At 56.2% G+C, this 25,699-nt stretch carries 20 protein-coding genes; all 20 read left to right on the top strand.

Annotated features, from left to right (window positions below):
• Nucleotides 1-27: 27 nt before the first annotated feature.
• The 20 genes from KXG62_RS04160 (at nt 28) to ftsA (ending at nt 25,692) form a co-directional block, all read left to right on the top strand.
• Nucleotides 28-1,053: an ABC transporter ATP-binding protein gene (locus tag KXG62_RS04160; protein WP_218090727.1), complete on the top strand. Its 1,026-nt coding sequence runs from the start codon at nt 28-30 to the stop codon at nt 1,051-1,053.
• Nucleotides 1,050-2,012: an ABC transporter ATP-binding protein gene (locus KXG62_RS04155; protein ID WP_218090648.1), complete on the top strand. Its 963-nt coding sequence runs from the start codon at nt 1,050-1,052 to the stop codon at nt 2,010-2,012. The genes KXG62_RS04160 and KXG62_RS04155 overlap by 4 nt, the downstream gene beginning before the upstream one ends.
• 165 nt (nt 2,013-2,177) lie before the next feature.
• Nucleotides 2,178-3,815, top strand: coding sequence for a bacillithiol biosynthesis cysteine-adding enzyme BshC (gene bshC, locus KXG62_RS04150; RefSeq protein ID WP_218090647.1), 1,638 nt, complete (start codon nt 2,178-2,180; stop codon nt 3,813-3,815).
• 61 nt (nt 3,816-3,876) lie between these two features.
• Nucleotides 3,877-5,142 (top strand): adenosylhomocysteinase, encoded by a 1,266-nt coding sequence (locus KXG62_RS04145; RefSeq protein ID WP_218090646.1) that lies wholly within the window; start codon nt 3,877-3,879, stop codon nt 5,140-5,142.
• A 115-nt stretch (nt 5,143-5,257) separates the two neighbouring features.
• The gene (locus KXG62_RS04140; RefSeq protein ID WP_218090645.1) at nt 5,258-6,418 is read left to right on the top strand and encodes a DUF4349 domain-containing protein; all 1,161 of its coding nucleotides are present in this window, start codon (nt 5,258-5,260) and stop codon (nt 6,416-6,418) included.
• A 127-nt stretch (nt 6,419-6,545) separates the two neighbouring features.
• Nucleotides 6,546-6,983 (top strand): division/cell wall cluster transcriptional repressor MraZ, encoded by a 438-nt coding sequence (mraZ, locus tag KXG62_RS04135; RefSeq protein ID WP_218090644.1) that lies wholly within the window; start codon nt 6,546-6,548, stop codon nt 6,981-6,983.
• A gap of 20 nt (nt 6,984-7,003) precedes the next feature.
• Nucleotides 7,004-7,954 carry a 16S rRNA (cytosine(1402)-N(4))-methyltransferase RsmH gene (rsmH, locus tag KXG62_RS04130; protein WP_218090643.1) on the top strand — a complete coding sequence of 317 codons (951 nt, stop codon included), beginning with the start codon at nt 7,004-7,006 and terminating at the stop codon, nt 7,952-7,954.
• A 19-nt stretch (nt 7,955-7,973) separates the two neighbouring features.
• Complete coding sequence (gene ftsL, locus KXG62_RS04125; RefSeq protein ID WP_218090642.1) at nt 7,974-8,435, top strand: cell division protein FtsL; 462 nt, start codon at nt 7,974-7,976, stop codon at nt 8,433-8,435.
• A 29-nt stretch (nt 8,436-8,464) separates the two neighbouring features.
• Nucleotides 8,465-10,777 (top strand): penicillin-binding transpeptidase domain-containing protein, encoded by a 2,313-nt coding sequence (locus KXG62_RS04120; RefSeq protein WP_218090641.1) that lies wholly within the window; start codon nt 8,465-8,467, stop codon nt 10,775-10,777.
• Between the two features lie 207 nt (nt 10,778-10,984).
• Entirely contained in the window at nt 10,985-12,931 is a 1,947-nt protein-coding gene (locus tag KXG62_RS04115) for a stage V sporulation protein D (protein ID WP_218090640.1), read from the top strand.
• A 114-nt stretch (nt 12,932-13,045) separates the two neighbouring features.
• Nucleotides 13,046-14,533 (top strand): UDP-N-acetylmuramoyl-L-alanyl-D-glutamate--2,6-diaminopimelate ligase, encoded by a 1,488-nt coding sequence (locus KXG62_RS04110; protein ID WP_218090639.1) that lies wholly within the window; start codon nt 13,046-13,048, stop codon nt 14,531-14,533.
• Nucleotide 14,534: 1 nt separating this feature from the next.
• Nucleotides 14,535-15,944 (top strand): UDP-N-acetylmuramoyl-tripeptide--D-alanyl-D-alanine ligase, encoded by a 1,410-nt coding sequence (locus KXG62_RS04105; protein ID WP_218090638.1) that lies wholly within the window; start codon nt 14,535-14,537, stop codon nt 15,942-15,944.
• A 125-nt stretch (nt 15,945-16,069) separates the two neighbouring features.
• Entirely contained in the window at nt 16,070-17,032 is a 963-nt protein-coding gene (mraY, locus tag KXG62_RS04100) for a phospho-N-acetylmuramoyl-pentapeptide-transferase (protein ID WP_218090637.1), read from the top strand.
• A gap of 2 nt (nt 17,033-17,034) precedes the next feature.
• Nucleotides 17,035-18,453, top strand: a complete 1,419-nt coding sequence (murD, locus tag KXG62_RS04095) for a UDP-N-acetylmuramoyl-L-alanine--D-glutamate ligase (protein ID WP_218090636.1) — start codon at nt 17,035-17,037, stop codon at nt 18,451-18,453.
• Nucleotides 18,454-18,565: 112 nt separating this feature from the next.
• Nucleotides 18,566-19,663 (top strand): stage V sporulation protein E, encoded by a 1,098-nt coding sequence (gene spoVE / locus KXG62_RS04090; protein WP_218090635.1) that lies wholly within the window; start codon nt 18,566-18,568, stop codon nt 19,661-19,663.
• A 7-nt stretch (nt 19,664-19,670) separates the two neighbouring features.
• Nucleotides 19,671-20,744 (top strand): undecaprenyldiphospho-muramoylpentapeptide beta-N-acetylglucosaminyltransferase, encoded by a 1,074-nt coding sequence (locus KXG62_RS04085; protein WP_218090634.1) that lies wholly within the window; start codon nt 19,671-19,673, stop codon nt 20,742-20,744.
• A gap of 195 nt (nt 20,745-20,939) precedes the next feature.
• Nucleotides 20,940-21,845 (top strand): UDP-N-acetylmuramate dehydrogenase, encoded by a 906-nt coding sequence (murB, locus tag KXG62_RS04080; RefSeq protein WP_218090633.1) that lies wholly within the window; start codon nt 20,940-20,942, stop codon nt 21,843-21,845.
• A gap of 15 nt (nt 21,846-21,860) precedes the next feature.
• A complete protein-coding gene (murA, locus tag KXG62_RS04075) occupies nt 21,861-23,129 on the top strand; it encodes a UDP-N-acetylglucosamine 1-carboxyvinyltransferase (protein ID WP_218090632.1) in 1,269 nt (422 codons plus the stop codon).
• 207 nt (nt 23,130-23,336) lie between these two features.
• Nucleotides 23,337-24,248: a cell division protein FtsQ/DivIB gene (locus KXG62_RS04070; RefSeq protein ID WP_218090631.1), complete on the top strand. Its 912-nt coding sequence runs from the start codon at nt 23,337-23,339 to the stop codon at nt 24,246-24,248.
• A gap of 190 nt (nt 24,249-24,438) precedes the next feature.
• Nucleotides 24,439-25,692, top strand: a complete 1,254-nt coding sequence (gene ftsA / locus KXG62_RS04065) for a cell division protein FtsA (RefSeq protein ID WP_218090630.1) — start codon at nt 24,439-24,441, stop codon at nt 25,690-25,692.
• Nucleotides 25,693-25,699 lie beyond the last annotated feature (7 nt).

The following is a 25,699-nucleotide window of genomic DNA, read 5'->3' as shown; positions in this document are numbered from 1 at the left end:
TCAGTTCATGGGGAGGTGCTGCACATGATGAATAACAATATATTGGAAGTTCGCGATCTGAAAGTATCTTTCCGCACGTATGCGGGAGAAGTTCAGGCGGTAAGGGGCGTCTCCTTTGATCTGAAAAAAGGGGAAGTGCTGGCGATCGTAGGGGAATCCGGCTGCGGAAAATCCGTAACCGCGCAAACGATCATGCGACTGATTCCTTCGCCGCCGAGCATCATCAAGAACGGATCGATCAAATTTAACGGGAAGACGGAAATTACCCGTTTATCGAATAGAGAAATGGAAAAAATTCGCGGCTCCGAGATGGGGATGATCTTCCAGGATCCGATGACTTCCTTGAATCCGACGATGACCGTAGGCAAGCAGATTACGGAAGGTATCGTCAAGCATCACAAGGTGAGCGGCGAGGAAGCGAACAAGCGAGCGCTCGAAATCTTGAAGCTTGTCGGCATGTCGAACCCGGAAGGGCGCATGCAGCAATATCCGCATGAATTTTCCGGCGGGATGCGCCAGCGCGTCATGATTGCGATCGCGCTCGCCTGCAGCCCGAAGCTGCTCATTGCGGACGAGCCGACGACGGCGCTCGACGTCACGATTCAGGCGCAAATTATCGAGCTGATGAAGAAGTTGTCCGAGAAGACGGAAGCGTCCATTATCGTCATTACGCACGACCTCGGCGTCGTGGCCGAGATGGCGCAGCGCGTCATTGTCATGTACGCCGGCAAAGTGGTGGAGCAAGGGACGGTCGACGAAATTTTCTACGAATCGAAGCATCCGTATACGTGGGGACTGCTTCGTTCCGTTCCGCGGCTCGATCAGGACAAGGACAACGAGCTGGTGCCGATTCCCGGCACGCCGCCGGATTTGTTCTCTCCTCCGAAAGGCTGCGCGTTCGCGGCCCGCTGTCCTTATGCGATGAGCGTGTGTGGGCAGATCGATCCGGAGCACACCGTATTGTCGGAGACGCATTCGGCGGCTTGCTGGCTGCTGCATGAAGGCGCGCCGAAAGTAGAGCGTCCAGTGGAAGCGGGAGGTGCCGCGCGATGAGCAAACGACAACCATTGCTGGAAGTACGCAATTTACAGAAGCATTTTCAACTAGGCAGCGGCAAAACGCTGAAAGCTGTCGATAATATCAGCTTCGCTATCGAGCGAGGCGAGACATTCGGCCTTGTCGGGGAATCCGGCTGCGGCAAGTCGACCACGGGACGCACGATCATCCGGCTGTATGAATCAACGAGCGGGGAAGTGCTGTTCGACGGCGAGGACGTGCACAAGCTACGCGGGAAGAAGCTGCTCGATTTCCGCCGGAACATGCAGATGGTGTTCCAGGATCCGTACGCTTCGCTGAATCCCCGGATGACCGTGGGTAACATTATTGCCGAGGGAATCGACATTCATGGGACGCTGTCCGGCAGCAAGCGCAAGGAGCGCGTGTTCCAGCTGCTGCGCGACGTCGGCTTGAATGAAGAGCATGCAAGCCGTTTCCCGCATGAGTTTTCCGGCGGTCAGCGCCAGCGGATCGGCATCGCACGGGCGCTGGCGATCGAACCGAAGTTCATTATCGCCGACGAGCCGATTTCGGCGCTGGACGTATCCGTACAGGCGCAGGTCGTCAACCTGTTCAAGAAGCTGCAGAAGGAGCGGGGGCTGACCTACTTGTTCATCGCCCACGATCTTGCGATGGTAAAGCATATTTCCGACCGAATCGGCGTTATGTACCTCGGCAAGCTTGTCGAGGTGACGACGTCGGACGCGTTGTACGCCAAGCCGCTGCACCCGTATACGCAGTCGCTGCTGTCTGCTATTCCGATTCCGGATCCGGAGGTGGAGCGGAACAGGGAGCGCATTATTCTGGAAGGTGAAATTCCGAGCCCGCTCAATCCGCCAAGCGGCTGTCCGTTCCGTACGCGCTGTCCGATGGCAATGCCTGAATGCGCCGCGGCGATGCCTGAATTCAAGGAAGTCGAGCCCGGTCATTTCGTCGCTTGCCACCTGCACAAATAATATAGAGGAAACAGCCCTCCGTTTCGCAGCGAAGGGCTGTTTTTACTTTGACGATTACCGGGAACATGTGTACAATAGATTCAGCTTCAATTATTCGACAATGGAGCGTATTCGGGCTGTTGACCCGGGGCGCATCTCAATACATACGGAGGGTGGCGGAGAGCTTTGCAAGTAGAGGCGATTCAGTGGAAGTCCGGCCAGCCTTTGACGGAGGACTATATTCACCGGTTTGATCAAGTGAGCGGGTTGTTCGACTACAATCCGTGGAAGGCGGACGATTGGAAGCAGCGGGCTGCTTGGCTGGACAAGGAGCGTCCGGACGGAGCCGATCGGGAAGCCCTGTCGGAGGCGCTAATCCGGTTCAACAGCGCGATCGGCGGTTCGGAGGCGACGATCCGCCATGCGGAGCTGCTGAAGGACCGGCGTACGCTTTGTATCGTCGGGGGACAGCAGGCAAGTTTGTTCACGGGCCCGCTGCTCGTCGTATACAAGGCGATCACGCTCATTCAGGCGGCAAGGCATGCGTCAAGCGAGCTGCAGCGTCCCGTGATTCCGGTGTTCTGGATCGCGGGAGAAGACCATGATTTTGACGAAGTGAATCACTTCCATTACCTGTCATCGGACATGAAGGTAGAGAAGGTGAAGCTGGACCACCCGACAGGGCTGCGCACGTCTGTGAGCCAGACCGCAATTTCGCGCGAACAGTGGGAGGAAGCGCTTGCGAGCATGGAGCAGGCGCTCATGCCGACGGAGTTTCGCGCAGAGCTGATGGCTTCGCTTCGCGGAATGGCGGACGCGTCGGCCACGCTGGTCGAATATTTCGCCCGCATCATGGCCAAGCTGTTCGGCGCGTACGGTCTCGTGTTCGTTGATTCGGACGATCCGCACATTCGCAGGCTGGAAGCACCGATGTTCCGCCAGCTTGTCGAGCGGAGCGACGAGATTCACGGCGAGCTGCTGAAGGGCAAGGCGCGCATACTCTCCGGCAGCTACCAGCCGCAGGCGGAGCTTCACGACCGCGGGGCGAACTTGTTCGTATACGACGGCGGAGAACGTATCTTGCTCTACCCGGCGGAGGACGGGAACGGTTTCACGGACAGAAGAGGCGAGCGGCGCTATTCCCGCGAACAGCTGGCCGAGCTGGCCGAATCTTCGCCGGAGCGTCTGAGTAACAACGTGATGACGCGGCCGCTGATGCAGGATTACTTGTTCCCCGTGCTGGGCGCCGTTCTTGGACGGGCGGAGATCGCTTATTGGGGGCTGACCCGTGAAGCGTTTCACCTGCTCGGCATGCGGATGCCGCTGCTGCTTCCCAGACTTGAATTCACGCTGCTGGAAGGCACCGTGCAGAAGAATATGAGGAAGTTCGATCTGAGTCTGGAGGATGCGCTGTTCCGGCTGGAAGAGCGGCAGCAGGACTGGCTCAAGGAGCAGGATCAATTTCATCTGGAGGAACGCTTCGGCGAAGTCAAGTCGCGGTTCAAAGACAGCTATGAGCCGCTGGTCGAGGCGATCGGCGCCATTAATCCGGGGCTTCGCAAGCTGGGCGAGACGAATCTCGGCAAAATTATCGAGCAGATCGACTTTTTGCAGCAGAAGTCGGAGGATGGCCTGCGATCGCAATTCGATGCCGGCATTCGTCAGTTCGAACGGATCGGCATGTCGCTGGTTCCCGGCGGCAAACCGCAGGAAAGGGTATTTAACATAGCCTCGTACATGAACAAATACGGCGAAGGGTGGCTGAAGGAATTGCTTGAGCTTCCCTTGGTACCGGACGGCAAGCACAGGGTATGTTACATATAAACGCAAGATCAGGCATAATAGAGAGACCATTATTTTAACGACTCAGGGAGGAATTTTATTCATGGCAAGCACAGTGAACCAAAGCATTATTCGCGATATCAAGCTCGCCCCGGAAGGGCATTTGAAGATTGACTGGGTTAACGCTCACATGCCGGTGCTGAACCGCATCCGCGAACAATTCGAGAAAGAGCAGCCGTTCAAAGGGCTGAAAGTCGCGATTTCGCTTCACCTCGAAGCGAAAACGGCATATCTCGCCAAAGTCGTACAAGCCGGCGGCGCCGAAGTGGCGATCTGCGGCTCCAACCCGCTGTCCACGCAGGATGATGTATGCGCGGCGCTGGTGGAAGACGGCATCACCGTGTTTGCGAAGTACAATCCGGACCCTCAAGAATACAAGGACCTGCTGGTCAAAACGCTGGAAACCGAGCCGGACCTCATCATCGACGACGGCGGCGACCTCGTCACGGTTCTTCACTCCGAGCGCAGAGATTTGCTGAAAAAAGTACGCGGCGGCGCGGAAGAAACGACGACAGGAATCCTGCGTCTGAAATCTCTGGAGAAAGAAAACCAGCTGCAATTCCCGATGGTGGCCGTAAACGACGCATTCTGCAAATACTTGTTCGACAACCGCTACGGCACGGGGCAATCCGTGTGGGACGGCATCAACCGGACGACCAACCTGGTTGTTGCGGGTAAAACCGTCGTTGTCGTCGGCTACGGCTGGTGCGGCAAAGGCGTAGCCATGCGCGCCAAAGGACTCGGTGCGAACGTCATCGTAACCGAAATCGATGCAATCAAGGCCGTCGAAGCTTATATGGACGGTTTTGCGGTAATGCCGATGACGGAAGCGGCCAAGCTGGGCGACTTCTTCGTAACGGTAACCGGCAACCGTGACGTCATCCGCGGCGAGCACTACAAAGTGATGAAGGACGGCGCGATCTTGTCCAATGCAGGTCACTTCGACGTGGAAGTGAACAAGCCGGAGCTCGAAGCGATGTCCGTATCGAAACGCACCGTTCGCCGTAACATTGAAGAATACAAGCTGCAGGACGGCCGCAAGTTTTACATTTTGGCCGAAGGCCGCCTCGTGAACCTGGCAGCCGGCGACGGTCATCCGGCAGAAATCATGGACATGACGTTTGCATTGCAGGCAATGTCGCTCAAGTACGTGAACGACAACTACAAGCAAATCGGCAACAAAGTCGTCAACGTTCCTTACGAGCTGGACGAGCAAGTTGCACGCTTCAAGCTGGCCGCTATGGGCATGGGCATCGACGCGCTGACGTCGGAGCAGCAAGCTTACCTCGACAGCTGGGCCGAGCATTAATATACTGCGCTTCGCTTAACAGGCGGGCGTTCATCCGACTCTCTCGATGATCAGTCATCGGGAGAGTTTTTTTGTTGTTCCGCAGTTGAAAATCCTTGGTTAGGCTGCCAGTATCATGCAACAATGCCGAAGCGGGTACCGTCTATGGGGTAGCGGGCTGCTTGCGAAGCGGTTCGCGGCAAGTATTCGCGACAATCAAGGGGGATTAGCGATGCGAGACAAATCAAGAAACGGCCTCAGGCGGCATTCCCGGGGCTATCGGGGTCTGAGGAAAGGGATGGGCGCGGCGCTGGCGACGCTGTTTGCGGTTGCCGTGATGCTGACGGGCTGCGGCGCCGGCGAATCGGCGGCATCGAAGAGCTCGGAGATGAGCCTGGCTGCGCCGAGTCCGCAGCAGGCGAACGGCGGAGGGGCTGCGGACCGAGCGGTGGAGACGACCGACGCCAAGGCGGTTTCGAATGCCGCGGCCGGCGGCAGCTTTATGGGAGAGACCGCACCGGAGGCGGCTGATCCGTTCGGCCGCAAAATTATTTACAAGGCGAATCTGATGATGCAGGTGGAGAAGTACCAGGAGACCGCGGCCAAAATACAGGAGGCGGTCACCCAGTCTGGCGCGTACATTTTACAGTTCAGCGAAAATGTGGCAACTGCCGAAAAAAGCGGTACATTCGTCATCAAAGTTCCCGCGAACGGGTTTCAATCGCTGTTGTCGAGGCTGGAGCAAATCCACCCGGCGATGCAAAAAAACATGCAGGGACAGGACGTCACGGAAGAATACGTTGATTTGTCATCGCGGCTAAAGGCCAAACAAGTGGTGGAAGAGCGGTTGATTTCCTTCATGGAGAAAGCGACGAAAACCGACGAGCTTGTCGCATTTTCCGCCGAACTCGGAAAAGTGCAGGAAGAAATCGAGCGCATCAAGGGCAGAATGCGCTATTTGGAACAAAATGTCGCTTTCTCTACCATTGAGCTGAGGTTAGCGCAAAAGATCGGCTCCGCCGAGGTCATCGGATCGAAAGACCGGGGGCCGCTGTTGAACCGGGCCGCAGCCGCGCTGAACGGCAGCATGACCGTATTGTCGGTTATGATTCAGTGGGTTGTCGTATTTGTAGCCAGCGCGCTGCCGGTGCTGGCGCTGCTCGTCGTGATCGGCGTGCCGCTGTGGTTCGCGCGAACGAATCGAAAGAAGAAGCTGTCGGGTATACGCAAGCAGCTCGCCGAACATAACAGGCAGCAGCCGGAACCGGCGGACGGCGCCAAGAAAGAAACGGAATAGCTATGGCCTATGAAAAATCCTGCTTCGTCCCTGAGACGAAAGCAGGATTTTTTGTTTCATACAGCGAATTATAGTTTACAGGTGGAGGAAAGTGGGTTAAAGTGGTGGAAAGGGGGTGGCGAGTGGGATGTTTATGGGGGAATATCAACATACCGTTGATGAAAAAGGCCGGATGATCGTGCCTGCGAAATTTCGCGAAGCCCTCGGAACATCGTTTATCGTCACTCGCGGCCTGGACCAATGCTTATTTGTTTACCCCATGGATGAATGGGCGGTGCTGGAGCAGAAGCTCAAAGCGCTGCCGCTGATGAAGTCGGACGCTCGTGCCTTTACCCGATTTTTCTTCTCCGGAGCGACCGAGTGCGAGCTGGACAAGCAGGGCAGAGTCAATCTGCCGAACAATCTGATCGAACATGCCAAGCTGGAGAAAGATTGCGTCGTGATCGGCGTTTCCAATCGGGTGGAGATTTGGAGTAAGGCAATCTGGGAAAACTATGCCGAGCAATCGGAAGAATCGTTCAACGAGATTGCCGAGAAATTGGTTGACTTCAACTTCGACTTGTAAACGCTCAGGAGGATAATGGCATGTTTCATCATATTACCGTATTGAAAGAAGAAGCAGTTCACGGACTGCATATTAAGCCGGACGGAGTATATGTTGACTGTACGCTCGGAGGAGCCGGTCACAGTTTGCTGGTTGCAAACCAGCTGAATGAAGACGGCCTGCTGATCGCATTCGATCAGGACGATGCCGCGCTGGCGAACGCGCAGGAGCGTTTGGCCCCGGTCGCGGATCGGGTGAAGCTGGTACGCAGCAATTTCCGCTTTTTGGAACGGGAGCTGTCCCGTATTCCGCGGGCGATGAAGGACGGCAAGCCGCAGGTTGACGGCGTGCTGTTCGATCTTGGTGTTTCATCCCCGCAGCTGGACGAGGCGGACCGCGGCTTCAGCTACAACCAGGATGCTGAGCTGGACATGCGGATGGACCAGACAGCGCCGCTGACCGCCCGGGATATTGTGAACGACTGGTCGGAGCAGGAAATCGCAGAAATTTTGTTCAAATACAGTGAGGAAAAGTTTTCTAGACGCATTGCCGCCCATATTGCAGCCGCCCGGGAGAAGAAGCCGATCGAGACGACAGCCGAGCTGGCGGAGCTGATCAAGCAAGCGATACCCGCCGCGGCGCGGAGAACGGGACCGCATCCGGCTAAGCGAAGCTTTCAGGCGCTGCGCATCGCGGTCAATGACGAATTGGGCGCTTTTGAAGAAGCGCTGGAGCAGACCATTCGCTGTCTCGCTCCCGGCGGGCGCGCATCTGTCATTACGTTCCACTCGCTGGAGGACCGCATCTGCAAGCAGACGTTTAACAAATACGTGGCTAGATGCACATGCCCGCCGGATTTTCCGATGTGCGTGTGCGGCAATAAAGGGATCGTCAAACTTGTCAATCGTAAGCCGATCGAAGCCGGAGCGGATGAATTGGAAGCAAATCCGCGGGCACGTTCGGCGAAGCTTCGCATAGCGGAAAAACTTTGAAATCAAAGGGGGAACCATCTTGCCGGCTTATATTCATGGGAGTTTAGCGGTGGAGCAGCGCTCGGAGAACAAAGTACAAGCGAAGGAACCGAAAAAATCGGTTAACCGCAACAACAAGTCTCTGCCGGTGCAGGAGAAGCTCCTGTATTTGTTCACGGTAGCGATCTGCGTGGTGGTGGCGGGCCTTATTATTTGGCGTTATGCCCAAATCTATGAAATGAACACGAACATTAATAAAATCGAGCAAAAAATCAAGCAGCTGGAGGCGGAGAACAGCGTGCTGAAGCATAAAGTGGATGCGCTGTCGTCGCCGGAGCGGCTTGGGGAAGAAGCGAAGAAGCTCGGTCTTGTCGTTCCCGACGAAAACCAGATCAAATCGGCAGGCAGCTCGAAAAGCGTTGGCTCCGCTTCGTCCAAACCGCCTGCGGGCAATGGGCCGTCCGGCTCGGCCGCGGCCAAAAAAACAAAGGATCAACCCTGATCTGTTAGCGGGAATAGGGGGAGAACGACATGACGAAAAAAGTGAAATTGCGTTCGCTGCTGATCGGAGGGATATTTACCCTCCTTTTTCTTGTCCTTGTAACGCGCTTGTATTGGGTCCAGGTGGTTCATGGGGAAGAACTGCTTACGATGGCCAAGGAGAAATGGGCGACAGACAAGGAACTGCTGCCGATTCGCGGCGCCATTATGGACCGCAACGGCAAAGTGCTGGCTGAAGACGCTCCGGCCTACACGCTCGCGCTCGTACCCAAAACGATTCATGATAAAGGGCTGGAGAACGTCATCGCAACTGAGCTGGCGGCGATTCTGAAGCCTACCGAAGATCCAGCCGCCGCTGATACACTCGCGGACCGGATCCGGGAGCGGCTCAATAAAAAAAGAGCGAACGGCGATTATTACGCGCAGGTGGAGCTCGGCAACGACGGCTGGAAGATCGACGTGGAAGTGGCCGATCAGATCAAGAAGCTGATCGAGCGGCTGCAGCAAAGCATTGAAGGAAAGAACAAGAGCGTCGGCATATTGCTGAGACCGGAGAGCAAACGTTTTTATCCCGGCGGCAAGCTGGCGGCTCATCTGCTCGGCTACAGCGATAAGGAAGGCGTGCCCAAGATGGGGCTGGAATCGCAGCTCGATACATACCTGAAAGGCGTTCCCGGATCGCTGAGCTATGAGTCGGACCGCTTCGGCGTGGAATTGCCGAATTCCAAGGCGGAATACAAGAAGGCGATTAACGGCAGTAACGTCACATTGACGCTGGATAAAAACATTCAGTTTTATCTTGAGAACGCGCTGGATAAAGTGAATGAGAAATGGCATCCGAAAAGTTTGACGGCGATTGCCGTCGATCCGATGACGATGGAAATTCTTGGGGTAGCCAATACGCCGGCCTTTAACCCGAACCGTTATTGGGAGACCAAGCAGATGAGCGATTTTCAAAATCATGCGATCGTATCCCAGTACGAGCCAGGTTCGACATTCAAGATCGTTACGCTCGCCGGTGCGGTCGAAGAAAATTTATTCAATCCGACGGATTTGTATCAATCGGGCTCCATTCAAGTTCCCGGGCGTACGCTGCATGACCATAACATCGTGGGATGGGGGAAAATTACATATTTGGAAGGCCTCAAGCGCTCCAGCAACGTCGCGTTCGTCAAGCTGGGACTGGAGAAGCTGGGACAGGAAAAACTGAAGCAGTATATCGACAAGTTCGGCTTCGGCGTGAAAACGAACGTAGATATTCCAGGGGAAGTGCCTGGTATCGTCAAGATGAAATATCCGGCTGAATTCGCGACCGCCACCTACGGGCAAGGGATGACGGCGACAGCGATTCAGCAGACGGCCGCTTACGCCGCCATCGCCAACGGCGGGAAGCTGATGTGGCCGCATCTGATCAAGGAAATTTACAACCCGGAAACCGAAGAGGTCATTCAGAAGAACGAACCGAAAGTGATCCGCGAGGTGGTGTCGGAGAAAACCGCGAAGCAGGTCAGCGAATATCTGGAAACGGTCGTCTCCGACCAGCAGGTCGGTACGGGCCGCAAAGCTTATATCGAAGGGTACCGGATCGCAGGCAAAACCGGAACCGCAAACCTCGTGGAGCCTGGGGAAAAAGGGTACGCGGAAGGCAAATGGGTTATCTCCTTCATCGGCTATGCGCCGATTGAAAACCCGCGTATCTTGATTACGCTCATTGCCGATCAGCCGGACCTGGGCGGCAATTATCATCTGGGCGGCGATGTGCTCACGCCCGCGTTCAAGGAAATTATGTCCCAATCGCTGCGTTATCTGGGCGTGGCGCCGTCGACAGTGACGAAGCCGCCCATTCAGGCGTCCGATCGGGAGATCCGCACTACGGTTCCCGACTTTACGGGTGTATCCGCCGAGCAGGCGCGTACGACGATGAACTCATTCGGCATCAATGTGGAAACAATCGGCAGAGGAAATGAGATTATCGCCCAATCTCCGACGCCAGGTACTGAAATCGGCGGCGCGCAGCGAATGTATGTATTACTTCAGGATAGCGGAGAAATCGCCGTGCCGGATTTGACCGGCAAATCGCTCCGCGATGCCATGGAAGTGTGTTCGTTCATCAAAACCCGCTGCACGTCGACCGGCGAAGGCTACGTCGCTGCGCAATCGCTGGAAGGTGAAGGGGATGCGCGCGTGGTGACGCTGCAGTTGAAACCGTACAGCCAGCTTGCCGTTTCCGACAAGTCGGATAAAAATGCCAAATCGGATGCGCCTCCGGCCAAAGCGCCGGCTGCGCCGCCGCCGAAGAAGAATGCCCCGACCGGTACGGATAAAAAGACCGCGCAGCGCTGACGGCGGACTGCGGGTGCCCTCGCTGTCTCTTCTATATCGCATGCCGCAAGCACGCAGCATGATCCAGTGCAACCGTCACGCCTTCCGGGCTGTGACGGTTGTCTGTACATCGCCCGCAAGCTTCATCGATAGCTTGTTCTAACCCCGGGTTGTCCCGAATAGGGATGATATGAACGAATCTCTGTTCAGGGAGGAGAAGAAGCGGGCATGAGGGCATCGAACGTAACGGTTCGCCGCAGGCTATTCGCCGCACTTGTTGTAGGAACGATTTTATTTTTTGCACTTGTCGTGCGGCTCGCATATGTACAGCTGTGGGCCGGTCCCGAGCTGTCGGATAAAGCGGAGGAATCATGGCGGCGCGACATTCGCGTTACCGCCAAGCGAGGGGAAATATTGGATCGTAACGGCATGCGCCTGGCGTACAATATCAGCACGCCGACTGTGCTGGCGATTCCTGCGCAGATCAGGGACCCGCAGCAGACGGCAGCCAAGCTGGCCGCGGTGCTCGAGATGAGCGAGGAGACCGTCTATAAGCTGATTACGAAGCGCGAGAAGAGCGTCTACATTAACCCGGCCGGCCGGAAGATGACGATGGAGAAAGCGGTGGAAGTCCGCAATTTGTTTTTGCCGGGCATTCGGGTGGCGGAAGACAACAAGCGGTACTATCCGTTCGGCGGGCTCGCCGCGCATGTGCTTGGTTTTACCGGAATTGATAATCAAGGCTTAACAGGCATAGAGTTGAAGTATGATAAAAATTTAACCGGCATCAACGGCAGCATATCGTACCTGGCAGCAGCCAACGGCAAGGAGATGCCGGGTTCCAACGACGAATTCAAGCCGCCGCTGGACGGAATGAATTTGCAGCTGACGATTGACGGCCACATTCAGTCCATTATGGAGCGTGAGCTGGATCAAGCGATGGTGAAGTACCAGCCGAAGCATGTCATTGCCATCGCGATGGACCCAAACAATGGGGAAATCTTGGCCATGGGATCGCGCCCGGGCTACGAGCCTGGCAATTATACGCAATATCCGGTCGAGAATTATAACCGGAACCTGCCGATCTGGATGACCTACGAGCCGGGTTCTACGTTCAAGATCATCACGCTTGCCGCAGCATTGGAAGAGAAGAAGGTCAATCTGAACGAGAGCTTCTACGACGACGGCGCGATCGAAGTGTCTGGCGCCCGGCTCCGCTGCTGGAAGCGCGGAGGGCATGGAAGCGAAACGTTCCTTGGCGTGGTGGAAAATTCATGCAACCCGGGCTTTGTCGTGATGGGGCAGCGGCTGGGCAAAGATACGCTGTTCGACTACATTTACAAATTCGGCTTCGGCAAAAAAACGGGCATTGACCTGGGCGGTGAAGAAAACGGGATTATGTTCAAGCCATCCCGCGTAGGTCCGGTGGAACTTGCAACAACATCGTTCGGCCAAGGCGTATCCGTGACGCCGATTCAGCAGATCACTGCGGTGTCCGCTGCGGTGAACGGCGGCAATCTGTTCAAGCCGCATGTGGCGAAAGCCTGGTATAAGCCGGACAGCGGAGAGATCGTGGAGACCGTTCAGCCGGAGCTGGTGCGGCGTGTCATCTCGGAGGCGACCTCCAAGCAGGTGCGCGAGACGCTGGAGAGCGTCGTAGCCAACGGGACCGGACGCAATGCGTTTATCGACGGCTACCGCGTCGGCGGCAAGACAGGTACCGCGCAGAAAGTCATCAACGGGCGTTACTCGGCCGACGAGCACATCGTGTCCTTCATCGGCTTCGCGCCGGCCGACGATCCGAAGATCGTCGTATATGCGGCAGTTGACGATCCGCAGGGTATTCAATTCGGCGGGCTCATCGCTGCGCCGCTCGTCAAGAGTATTATGGAAGATTCGCTGCGATATATGAAAGTGCCGCAGCGCCAAGATCAGCTCGACCGCAAATACGTCTACGGCGATACGAAAATTGTCGAAGTGCCGAATTTGATCGGCATGACGATCACGGACATTTACGAGGACTTGAACATGAACTTCCAGCTCGCCAAGTCGGGCGCCGGGAAGAACGTTGTCAATCAGGTGCCTAAGCCGGGCTCCCGGGTAGAGCAAGGCTCTACGATCCGCATTTATTTGTCGGATGCGGCGCCTCCGCCGGAGACACCGTCGAAGCCGTAACGAACGGGGCTGACGGGAAACCGACAGTTCACTTACTTTTCGAAATTTAGGCTTTTCAGCGTGCATTTTTTTGTCCATAATAGATACCATGTGTAAAAATGGAGGGGACCCGGAATGCAACTGAAAGAACTCGCTTCGTTGCTGCCTGTCAGCCGGATTGTCGGCGAAGGGAGCATCGAAATTACCGGAGTGCAAATGGATTCCCGCAAAGTGAAGCCGGGCGATCTGTTCATTTGCATTGCCGGCGCGGCGTTTGACGGCCATCACTTTGCCGAACGCGTGATCGGACAGGGGGCTGCGGCGCTTGTGGCGGAGCGGGACTTGCAGGCCGCGGTCCCTACGCTCATTGTCAAGGATACGAGATACGCGATGGCTGTCATTGCCGCTCATTTTTACGGCTACCCGAGCCGGGAGCTGAAAGTGATCGGCGTAACCGGAACGAACGGCAAGACGACGACGACGTATTTGCTGGAAAGCATATTGAGCGACCACGGCTTTCGTACCGGACTGATGGGGAATATTCATGTGAAAATCGGCACGCAGTTTCATCCGAATCACGCGACCAATACGCAGGAAGCGCTTGAGCTGCAAAGAATACTTCGCGAGATGGTGAACGCGGGGACCGACTATTGTCTGATGGAAGTTTCGTCGCATGGATTGGAACGGGGGCGGGTCAAGGGCTGCGGCTTCCGCACCGGCATCTTTACGAATTTAACCCAGGATCATCTGGATTATCATAAGACGATGGAGCGGTATCAGGCGGCCAAGGCGCTGCTGTTCTCGCGGATGGGCAACGAATATGACGCCGATCCGGACCGCCGCCGGTTTGCCGTGCTGAATGCGGACGATGCGGCATCAGGCGACTTCGCCGACCAAACGTCCGCGCATGTGATCACGTACGGCATCGACGACACTTCCGCCGACGTACGGGCGGAGGACATCGAGATGACGTCCGGCGGCACGCGGTTTCGCTGCGTCACCTTCCGAGGCACGGCGGAGATGCAGCTTCGCTTGGTGGGCCGTTTTAACGTCTATAACGCGCTGGGCGCTATTACCGCCGCCTTGGCGGAAGGGCTGCCGCTGGACAGCATCGCCGAGAGCCTGAGCCGGGTTCGCTCCGTGGAAGGCCGGATGGAGATCGTCGACGCCGGACAGCCGTTCCTTGTGCTGGTGGATTACGCGCATACGCCGGACGGACTTGAAAACGCGCTGTCGACGATCAGCCAGTTTGCCGAGGGCAACATGATTTGCGTTTTCGGCTGCGGCGGCGATCGCGACCGGACGAAGCGGCCGGTGATGGGCAGACTGGCGGCGGAATACAGCGATTACGTCATCGTCACCTCGGATAATCCGCGTACCGAAGAGCCGGAAGCGATCATCCGCGATATCGTGCCGGGACTGATCGAAGTGGGTTGTGAGCAGGGCGGCTACGAGCTGATTGTCGACCGCAGGCAAGCGATCGAAAAAGCGGTTGCCATGGCCGGCCCCGGGGATGTAGTATTGATTGCGGGAAAAGGACATGAAACTTACCAGGAGATCATGGGGATCAAGCATGATTTTGATGACCGAAGGGTCGCCGAGGATGCGATAAGGGGACGATGAAGTGATCAAGAAGACGTTGGCGGAAATCGCCGCTATGGCCGGAGGCCGGTTAGCGGAAGGCGCTCCGGCGGACAGGATAATCCGCGGGGTGTCGAAAGACACGCGCACGCTTGGCGAAGGCAGCTTGTATGTGCCGCTGATCGGCGAATCGTTCGACGGCCATGACTTTGTCGATGCGGCACTGGCGCAAGGCGCAGCCGCCGCCCTGTGGCAGATCGACCACGCCGCGCCGCCTGTGGGAACGCCGCTCGTCATTGTGGACGACACGCTTGCGGCACTGCAGCGATTAGCCAAAGCGTACCGCAGGGAGCTGCCGGTGCGCATCGTCGGCATTACGGGCAGCAACGGGAAGACGACGGTCAAGGACATGACGGCGGCCGTTCTGTCAACCGCATTCGAAGTGCATAAGACGGAGGGAAATTACAACAATCATATTGGCTTGCCGATGACGCTGCTTCAAATGTCGCCGAGCACGGAGCTAGCCGTGCTGGAGATGGGCATGAGCGGACGATGGGAAATCGACCTGTTGTCCAGACTTGCCGAACCGGAAGTTGCGGTCATTACGAATATCGGAGAAGCGCATCTGCTTCAGCTCGGCTCTCGCCAAGAAATTGCGCGCGCCAAGACTGAAATTTTGGCGGGACTGCAGGCTGGCGGCTTGCTCGTATACAACGGAGACGAGCCGCTGATTCCGGAGGTGCTTCCGGAGATGGCGGAGGCGGGACGCATGCAGAACGGCGAATATACCGTCACCCGGTTCGGGAAAGGCTGCGGCAACGATTTGTATCCGCTCGAGATTGCGGCGGATGCAGGCGGAACCCGTTTCAAGGTAAACGTCGACGCACAGACGCAGTACCGCATCCCGGCGCTTGGCGGACATAACGCCATCAACGCGCTTGCGGCCATCGCCGTCGGCCGTCATTTCGGACTGAGCTCGGAGCAAATTGCGGCCGGGCTGGAGCATGCGGTCATGACCGGCATGCGGATCGAAGTGATGCATTTGCCGAGTGGGCTTACGCTGCTGAATGACGCGTATAACGCGAGTCCGGCGTCCATGCGGGCGGCGATCGATCTGCTGCATGAAATGAAGGGCTACCGCAGTAAATTCGCGGTGCTCGGCGACATGCTCGAGCTCGGCGCGCAAGAGGCCGAATTTCACCGCGCCGTCGGGGCGATGCTCGATCCCGCCGAGGTGGAGGCGGTGTACCTGTACGGTCCGCTGGCAAACGATATGGCGGAAGGCGCCAGGTCGCGTTTCGGAGCGGACCGGGTGCTGCATTTCACAGACAAAGAAGAGCTTGCACGGGCATTGGCATCCCAGACCGCAGCGCAGGACCTTGTCCTCATCAAAGGTTCGCGCGGAATGAAGATGGAGCAAGTTGCGGCCTTTTTGAACGATTCGGGATTTTGACGTTCGCCGGAGCAAGAAGGCGAACCGCGAAATGCTGAACCAGGAAAACCTGCCGTGAAGTCGAGGCCGTTCATCCTTGAACGGCTCCGATCCGGGTTTTCTTATGCAATTAGGGGGGATCATCCGTGGATTTTAAAATTGTCATGATTACGCTGGGCGCGGCTTTTTTGCTGGCCCTTATTATGGGACCGCTGTTTATACCGCTGCTGCGCCGTCTGAAGTTCGGCCAGCAGATTCGCACCGACGGGCCGCAGGGCCATTTGAAAAAAGCCGGCACCCCGACCATGGGCGGCATTATCATCATGCTGGCGCTCGCGCTGGCTGTGCTTCGCTTCGGGGAGAAGAACCTGGAGACGATGACGCTGCTCGTGGCGTCGCTAGGCTACGGATTTATCGGATTTTTGGACGATTACATCAAAATTTTGTTCAAGCGCTCCCTCGGACTGACCGCCAAGCAGAAGCTGCTCGGCCAATTGATCGTATCGATCATCGTGTGCGTGCTGCTCGTGCAAATGGACCACAGCACGGAGATTCGGATTCCGTACGTCGGTTTTTCGTTCGACCTCAGCTGGCTGTACTTTCCGTTTGTCGTCCTGCTGATGATGGGCACGTCCAATGCCGTCAATTTTACGGACGGTCTCGACGGACTTCTTGCCGGCACCAGCGCCATTGCCTTCGGCGCGTATGCAGTTATTGCACTGAATAATTCGCAGCCGAATATCGCGATCTTCTCGGCAGCGATGGTCGGCGCCGTACTCGGCTTTCTGGTGTTCAATGCGCATCCGGCCAAAGTGTTCATGGGCGATACCGGGTCGCTGGGCATCGGCGGGGGGCTTGCGGTCGTCGCGATGCTGACCAAGTCGGAAATATTGCTGGCCTTGATCGGCGGCGTGTTCGTCGTGGAAATTTTGTCGGTCATCATTCAAGTCGTTTCCTTCAAGACCAGAGGCAAGCGTGTGTTCAAAATGAGCCCGATTCATCATCATTTCGAGCTGGTCGGCTGGTCGGAATGGCGCGTCGTCATTACGTTCTGGACCGCTGGGCTGATACTTGCCGGAATCGGATTATATATTAATGAGGTGTTGTAAGCATGGAGCATCCAAATGCATACCGGGGCCGCCAAGTCGTCATTCTGGGCTTAGCCCGCAGCGGCGTCGCCGTGGCCAAACTGTTTCACGATGCGGGTGCGCTTGTCACGGTTAACGATAAGAAGGAACGCCACTTATGCCCTGAGGCCGACGAACTATCGGCTCTGGGTATTTCTGTTGTTTGCGGCAGTCACCCGTCGGGGCTTATTCACGAGGGCATTGCGCTGGTCGTGAAAAACCCGGGCATTCCGTATACCATCGAGCCGATTCAGCGCGCGCTGCACTTCAAGATTGAAATCATAACGGAAGTGGAAGTGGCGTATCACATCTGCAAGGCGCCGATCATCGGGATTACCGGCTCGAACGGCAAAACGACGACGACCACGTGGACGGGTCTGATGCTGGCGGCGGGCGGGCTTCAGCCCATCGTGGCCGGCAATATCGGCCGGGCGCTCACGGAAGCGGCGCTGACTGCGACAAGCGACAACCGGATGGTTGTAGAGCTGAGCAGCTTCCAGCTGAAAGGAACGTCCGCGTTTCGTCCGCAGATCGGCTGCCTGCTTAATATCTATGAAACGCATCTCGATTACCACGATACAATGGAAGATTATATCGATTCCAAAGTGAAGCTTTTCGCCAATCAAACGGAGAGCGACACCGCCGTACTGAACTGGGACGACCCGGTGTGCCGGGATCTCATGCAGAAGGTGAGGGCTTCCGTGCTTCCGTTTTCTACGAAAGCGGAGCTGGATTACGGCTTTTATCTGCAGCCTCCACTCGCGAATGTTCAAGATGACATCGCTAGAACGATGGTGTACCGCGATGCGCATGGGCAAGTCAATCCGTTTATGCCGGTCGATGAACTGGGCATTCCCGGTACCTTCAACATGGAGAATGCGCTGGCTGCGAGCGCGATCGCTCATACGGCCGGCGTTCCGTTGGATGTCATTGCCGGGGTGCTGCGGTCGTTCCGCGGCGTGGAGCATCGGCTCGAATTGGTCGCCGAGCGGGACGGCGTGCATTTTTACAACAATTCCAAGGCTACGAATCCGACGGCGACGGTCAAGACGATCGAAGCGTTCAAGCAGGACATCATTTTGATTGCGGGAGGGCTGGACCGCGGCTCCGACTATATGGATCTGCTTCCGGTATTTCAGCGTCAGGTGAAGGGGCTGGTTGCGATTGGCGAAACAAAGGAAAAAATCGCCCGCGTCGCGCGCCTGGCAGGATTGAGTCAAGTGAAAACGGTCGATACTGCTAACAATGTGCAGGATACGGTCGACGAGGCGGTAAGAGCGGCTGTGGCGATGGCAAAGCCGGGCAGCGTCGTGCTTTTATCGCCGGCTTGCGCCAGCTGGGACATGTTTCCTTCCTATGAGGAAAGGGGACGAATGTTTAGGCAGTCCGTGCATAACCTTTAAGAGGAGGGTAAACAAGCCTATCCGTCCGGTTGTCGGCGATGCATGCCGGCTGACGGCTGCGGAATAACGGCTGATGCCCGCCTTAAGTCTTAAGGTTAGAGGTGTGGGCGGTATGGTTAAAGCGCGATCGACTCCGGATATGTTGTTGTTAGGTTCCACGATGATGCTGCTCGTGATCGGCATCGTGATGGTGTACAGCGCGAGCGCCGTGCTTGCTTTTCGCGAGTTCGGAGATTCCTTCTATTACTTGAAGCGCCAAGCGCTGTTTGCCGTACTGGGCGTCCTGGCCATGATGTTCACGATGAACGCCGACTACTGGATTTGGAAAAAGTACGCCAAGCTGGCGCTGCTCGTCTGCTTCGTGCTGCTCGCGGCGGTGCTCATTCCGGGCATCGGCGTCGTGCGCGGAGGCGCCCGCAGCTGGCTCGGGATCGGCGCTTTCGGCATTCAGCCGTCAGAGTTCATGAAGATGGGCATGATCATCTTCATGTCCAAGTGGCTGTCCGAGGAGCAGGGGACGATCACGTTGTTCAAACGGGGCTTGCTGCCGCCGCTCGGCCTTGTCGGCCTAGCCTTCGGCCTCATTATGCTTCAGCCCGACCTCGGTACCGGCGCCGTGCTGGTCGGCGCTTCGCTGCTGATCATCTACACGGCGGGAGCCCGGCTGAGACATCTGTCATACCTCGGTCTGGTCGGCCTAGCGGGCTTCGTCGGCCTCATCATTGCCGCTCCGTACCGGCTCAAGCGGATTACGGCCTTTCTCGACCCGTGGCAGGATCCGCTCGGCGCGGGCTACCAGGCGATTCAGTCGCTGTATGCAATCGGTCCGGGCGGGCTTGTCGGTCTTGGCCTCGGCATGAGCCGTCAAAAGTACAGCTATCTTCCCGAACCGCAGACGGATTTCATTTTTTCGATCATCGCGGAAGAGCTGGGCTTTATTGGCGGGACATTCGTTCTCATCTTGTTTACACTGCTGCTTTGGCGCGGCATGCGGACCGCCATTACGGCGCCCGACACATTCGGCAGCCTGCTTGCCACAGGGATCGTCGGGATGATCGCCGTTCAGGTCATTATCAACATCGGCGTCGTCATCGGCATGTTTCCGGTCACTGGCATCACGCTTCCTCTCATCAGCGCCGGAGGCTCCTCGCTCACCTTGATGCTGACCTCCATCGGCGTGCTGCTTAATATTTCCCGTTATTCGAGGTGATGTCCTTATGAAAAAAATCGTTTTTACCGGCGGAGGAACGGCCGGCCATGTAACGCCGAATTTGGCGCTGATGGCCCGGCTTCGTTCCCAAGGCTGGGAAATGGAATATATCGGCTCCCGCGACGGAATCGAGCACGAAATCATTCGTCACGAAGGCATTCCGTTCCACCATGTGTCGTCCGGCAAATTACGGCGGTATTTCGATTTGAAAAATTTCAAGGATCCGTTCAAGGTGCTGCAGGGCATTGCCGAAGCCCATAAGCTGCTCCGCCGAATCAAGCCCCACATCGTCTTTTCGAAGGGGGGCTTTGTTGCTGTCCCGGTCATTTTGGCCAGCCGCTTGAACGGCATCCCGGTCATTTCGCATGAATCCGACCTGACGCCCGGCCTCGCGAACAAAATTACGATGCCGTTCGTATCCCGGATCTGCGTCACGTTCCCGGAGACGATGAAGTTCGTCCGCAGCGACAAGGCGGAGTGTACGGGATTGCCGATTCGCGAAACGATGCTGCAGGGAAAGCCGCTGCGCGGGTTGTCGCTTTGCGATTTTCACTCGCAGAAGCCGGTTCTGTTCGTGATGGGCGGCAGCCTTGGAGCGCAGCGCATCAATCAGGCGATTCGCGAATCGCTCGACGCGCTGCTGCACCAATTTCAAATTATACATATTTGCGGCAAGGGGCACGTCGATTCCTCGCTGTCGCAGGTGAGGGGATACCGCCAGTTCGAGTACGTCAAGGATGAGCTTCCGGACCTTCTGGCCAGCGCTGACATTGTCGTATCGCGGGCGGGCTCCACGTCGATCTTTGAGTTTCTGGCGCTGCGCAAGCCGATGCTGCTGATTCCGCTGTCACGACAGGCGAGCCGGGGCGATCAAATTTTGAATGCGGAATCGTTTGAGAAGATGGGCTACGCCCGTGTGCTGCATGAAGAAGATTTGAACGCCGATACGCTGCTTCAGCGTCTTGGCGAGGTACAGGAGCAACGCTCGGAGCTGAAAGAGCGGATGGCGTCCAGTCCGTTCGCCAGCGGTACTGATATGATCGTGCAGCTGATCGAGAAGCACCGGCTTCCCGGACGCTAAGGAAAATGAATAGGCGATTGTCACACTATTTCCGATTTCACATAAACTACACTATAACCGTGACAGACGCCCGGCGAAGCGGCAGGCCGCCAGCGCAAGAGAACGAAAGAAAACGCGCGTACGGCTGCTGCCGCTTCCGATTATCGAGCTTATATCGAAATCGGCGCTCCGGCTGTTCTGTAAAGGAGGATTCCCATGCAACAGGTCAAACTTGAGCTCTTGAGCGGCTCCTACGGTGAAGTTCGATTGAACGAACCGCTCGCTCCCTACACGACGTGGAAAATCGGCGGTCCCGCCGACATTCTGCTGGTGCCGCAGACGAAAGAACAACTCGTCCGCGCGGTGAAGCTTTTTCATGCGCATCAAACGCCCTGGTTTGTGATCGGCAGAGGCTCGAACCTGCTCGTTTCCGACAAAGGCATACGAGGCGTCGTGATCAAGCTGGGGGAAGCGCTGGATAAGGTGCGCATCGAGGGGGAACGGGTATACGCCGGAGGCGCCGTTTCGTTCATCGTCTTATGCCAAAGGGTCGCACGCGAAGGTTTGTCCGGGTTGGAGTTCGGCGGAGGTATTCCGGGAACGGTGGGAGGTGCCGTTTATATGAACGCCGGGGCGCACGGGTCTGATGTGTCACGCATTCTATCGCGAGCTGAAGTGCTGCTGCCGACAGGAGAGTTGGTCACGCTGGAGAAGGACGATTTCGCATACGCTTACCGGCACTCGGTTTTGCATGCCAAACCGGGAATCGTGACGGAAGCGGTCTTCCAGCTGAAACGCGGCGACCGCAAGGAAATCGTGGCGGCGCTGAACGCGTTCAAGGAGCGGAGACTGCAGACGCAGCCGCTGACGCTGGCTTGCGCGGGAAGCGTCTTCCGCAACCCGGAGGGGCATTTCTCCGCCAAGCTGATCGAAGACGCCGGTTTGAAGGGGCTTAAGGTAGGCGGTGCGGTGGTCTCGCCGATGCATGCCAACTTTATGATCAACACCGGGCAGGCTACAGCTCAGGATGTGCTCGCCTTGATCGAACAAGTGCAGGACACGGTATTCCAGAAATACGGTGTACGACTTGTACCGGAAGTAATGGCGGTGGGTGAGCGGTAAATCGGAGGTGGGACTTTGGAAAAGTTGGTGATCGAAGGTGGGAGACCTCTTGCGGGAACCATCAGGATTCACGGCGCCAAAAATGCAGCGCTGCCGATTATGGCGGCAAGCATTATGGCGGAAGGTGCAGTACACATTCAGAACGTGCCGAATCTTTCCGACATCCATGTCATGCTGGATATTCTGCGCGCGCTGGGCTGCGAAGCCGGGCACACAGGCGATACGGTAACCGTAAACACGACAGGAGTGCATGAATTCCATATTCCCGAAAGTTTGATGAGCCAGATGCGATCGTCGATCTTCCTGATGGGCCCGCTGCTTAGCCGTGTGGGTCGGGTAGAGCTGTATCAACCAGGCGGATGCGCCATCGGCGAACGAAAGATCGATCTGCACCTGCGCGGCCTTGCGGCACTGGGGGCAGTCATCGAAGAGAGCGGCAATAAGGTCGTATGTACGGCGGAAGAGCTTCGAGGCGCCGAAATCGTGCTCGATTATCCGAGCGTAGGCGCTACGGAAAATATTATGATGGCGGCGGTCATGGCCAAAGGCATGACCACGATCACGGGCGCAGCCCGGGAGCCGGAAATTCAAGATTTGCAAAATTTCTTGAACGCGATGGGCGCCAAAATTATCGGGGCAGGGACGGATACGATTACAATCGAAGGCGTTTCCGAGTTAACCCCTTGTACTTATCGGATTATACCCGACCGAATCGTCGCAGGCACATTGATGATTGCCGCAGCCGTCACGAGAGGCAACGTGACGCTGGAGCAAATATGTCCGGCGCATTTGACCTCGGCCATTCACGTCCTCAAAAGGGCGGGTGTTCAAATCACGATCCACGGTGATATAATGAACGTATGCGCTTTGGCAAGGCCAAAGTCCATCGAGCGTGTCGTGACCTCGCCATACCCGTCGTTTCCGACCGATTTGCAATCGCAGATCATGGTGCTGTTCAGTTTGGCAGACGGGCTCAGCGTTGTGAAAGAAACGGTATTCGAAGGCAGATTCAGACATGTGGATGAACTATCGCGCATGGGCGCGGATATTCGGGTCGATTTGAACTCGGCGTTTATACGAGGCGTGCCGAGGCTGTACGGCGCTACGGTGGAAGCTACCGATTTGCGGGCGGGAGCCGCACTCGTGATTGCCGGTCTGGCTGCGCAAGGCTCGACGGTGATCGAGCAGATTCATCATATCGACCGGGGCTATGAGCGGATCGAGCTGATGCTCGGCCGACTTGGAGCCGCCATACAGCGCACGTTCCCCGTAAAGACAGAGTAAGCACTTATTTATCCTTATGCTAGCTGCCGCTGAAATATCCCTTTTCCACGTTGCAACTGTTACCGCGCAGTCGGCGCTGTCAGTTGTCAAGAACGTTGCAACCGTTACTGCGTATATCGCTGTCGGTTGCCCGGAGAGGGATACTAGGCGGTTTACATATTTTTGGGTACCGTTACCGACGTACCCTAGATTTCAGGAGGACTCCCCATGCCAGCAGAGCGGTTGCCGGTTATTAAAAATCCAAGCCCGAAAAGACGAGCACGCAGCAGCAGGAAGCTGCTTCTTTTCCTGTTTGTGTTTTTCATCACGTTGCTGCTGGTATTATTTTTCCAATCGTCCTTGAGTAAAATTACGGTGATCGAGATCGAAGGTCAAGAGCTCGTAGCGCCGGATGAAATCGGACAAGCCGCCGGAGTCAAGGCGGGAGACCACTTCTTCTCCGTCTCCACCAGCCGCATCGAAGACCAGGTACGAGCGCTGCGCATGGTCGAATCCGTCAACGCGTCGAAGCATTTCCCGGGAAAGATCTTGATCGAAGTGAAGGAATATGCCAAAGTCGCCTACCAGATCAGCGATAGCGGGCAGGTGGAGGCGCTGCTCGCCGACGCCAGCGTCGTTCCGGTCAAAATACAGGGCGTCGCGCTCGATATGCCGATATTATCCGGCTGGGCGAATGACGATCCGCTCAAAACGAAGCTGTGCCTGGCGATGTCGAAAGTGCCTTTGTCCTACTTCTCCGATATTTCCGAGATCAAGCCGTTCCCCAGCGATTCGTTTCCCGACCGGATCAAAATGTACACGAGGTCTTCGTTCGAGGTGCAGACGACGATCGGCAAGCTGCCGGAGAAAATCAAATATCTCGATTCCTATATCGCTTCTTTGCGAGAAAACAAGATTACGAGCGGCATTATCAAGCTGCTCGAAGCGGATTCCCATATTCCGTTCGAAGCGGAACCGCCGGCCAAAAGCGGCGCGAATGACACTGGAGCCGCCGTTCCTGCCGGTTCAACCAAGGACGCTTCCAAAGCTTCCCAGCCGGCTGCTCAGAACAACGCGGCATCCGGCGCAAGCAGCGGCAAAGATGCCAAACCGCCGGCCAAAGAAACGACGCGAAATTAAATAGTTTCCTCTACTCAATTATCCAAATAAATGATAGAATTGAAATTATGGGATATTTGTAGATTTTGTATGAAAATGCGATCAAAAAGTTTGTAAAAAAAAAAGGGAATTCGTGAGCTGTGTGGAATTAATACAGGAGGTTTGCTGACCAAGGCTCATATATTACACTTGTTACAGGAGGTGCCACGGGTTGAGCAGCAATGACATCATTGTTAGTTTGGACATCGGTACATCCAAAGTTCGTGCTATTATTGGGGAAGTCGTAAACGGCGCCATTAATATAATTGGAGTTGGATCTGCCGACTCCCAGGGAATTCGCAAGGGAGCCATTGTAGATATCGATCAAACGGTGCAGTCCATTCGAAACGCAGTTGATCACGCGGAAAGAATGGTAGGTATCCAAATTGCCGAAGTATACGTTGGTATCTCCGGCAATCATATCGCACTGCAGTCGAGCCACGGCGTCGTCGCCGTTTCGAACGAAGACCGGGAGATCGGGGACGACGACATTGAGCGTGTCATTCAAGCGGCCAAAGTGATTCCATTAGCACCGGAACGGGAAATTATCGGAGTCGTACCGAATCAGTACGTTGTAGACGGAACGGATCAAATTCACGATCCGCGAAGCATGATCGGCGTCAGGCTTGAAGTGGAAGCCACGATTGTCACGGGCACGAAGACGGCGATACATAATTTGCTCCGCGTAGTAGAGAAATCGGGATTGAAGGTAGCCGGCCTTATTTTGATGTCGCTGGCTGCAGGTCACCTGGCCTTGTCCAAAGACGAGAAGGCAATCGGTACCGTGCTGGTCGATATCGGCGCGGGCGCCACGACGATTGCTATTTTTGATGAAAACAATATGGTGGCGACCACAACCCTTCCGATCGGGGGAGAGTTCATTACGAACGATATTGCATACGGCTTGAGAACGCAAGCCGATGTGGCCGAGAAGATCAAGCTCAAGTTCGGCTGCGCCATCGTCGAACATGCGGCGGCCGATCAGGTGTTTAAAGTGAACCGAATCGGCAGCAATGTCGACAAGGAATTTTCCCAGGTCGATCTGGCAAACATTATCGAACCACGGGTTCAGGAAATATTCCATTTGATTGGGCTCGAAGTGCAGCGTCTCGGCTTTACGGAACTGCCTGGCGGATATGTGCTGACCGGCGGGACCGTTTCGATGCCGGGCATGCTCGCCATCGCGCAAGCGGAGCTGGCCTCGTCCGTACGGATTGCGGTGCCGGACTATATTGGCGTGCGCGACCCCGCTTTTACGGGCGGCGTAGGCATCATTCAATACGCTTCGAAATATTTGCGCAGCGCCAAGAGTGGATCATCCGTGAAGAAGACAACCGGCCCAGCAAGCAAAAAGGCGGCCTACAGTCAAGAGCAAAAGCCCTCGGCTATGGAACGATTCAAAAACTGGTTAAGTGAATTCATTTAAGAACAGT

It is taken from the genome of Paenibacillus solanacearum, from assembly GCF_910593845.1.
In the GTDB taxonomy this organism is placed as follows: Bacteria; Bacillota; Bacilli; order Paenibacillales; family NBRC-103111; genus Paenibacillus_G; species Paenibacillus_G solanacearum.
Note: the sequence above shows the minus strand (reverse complement) of the source record. Positions and strands in the feature narration are given on the sequence as shown.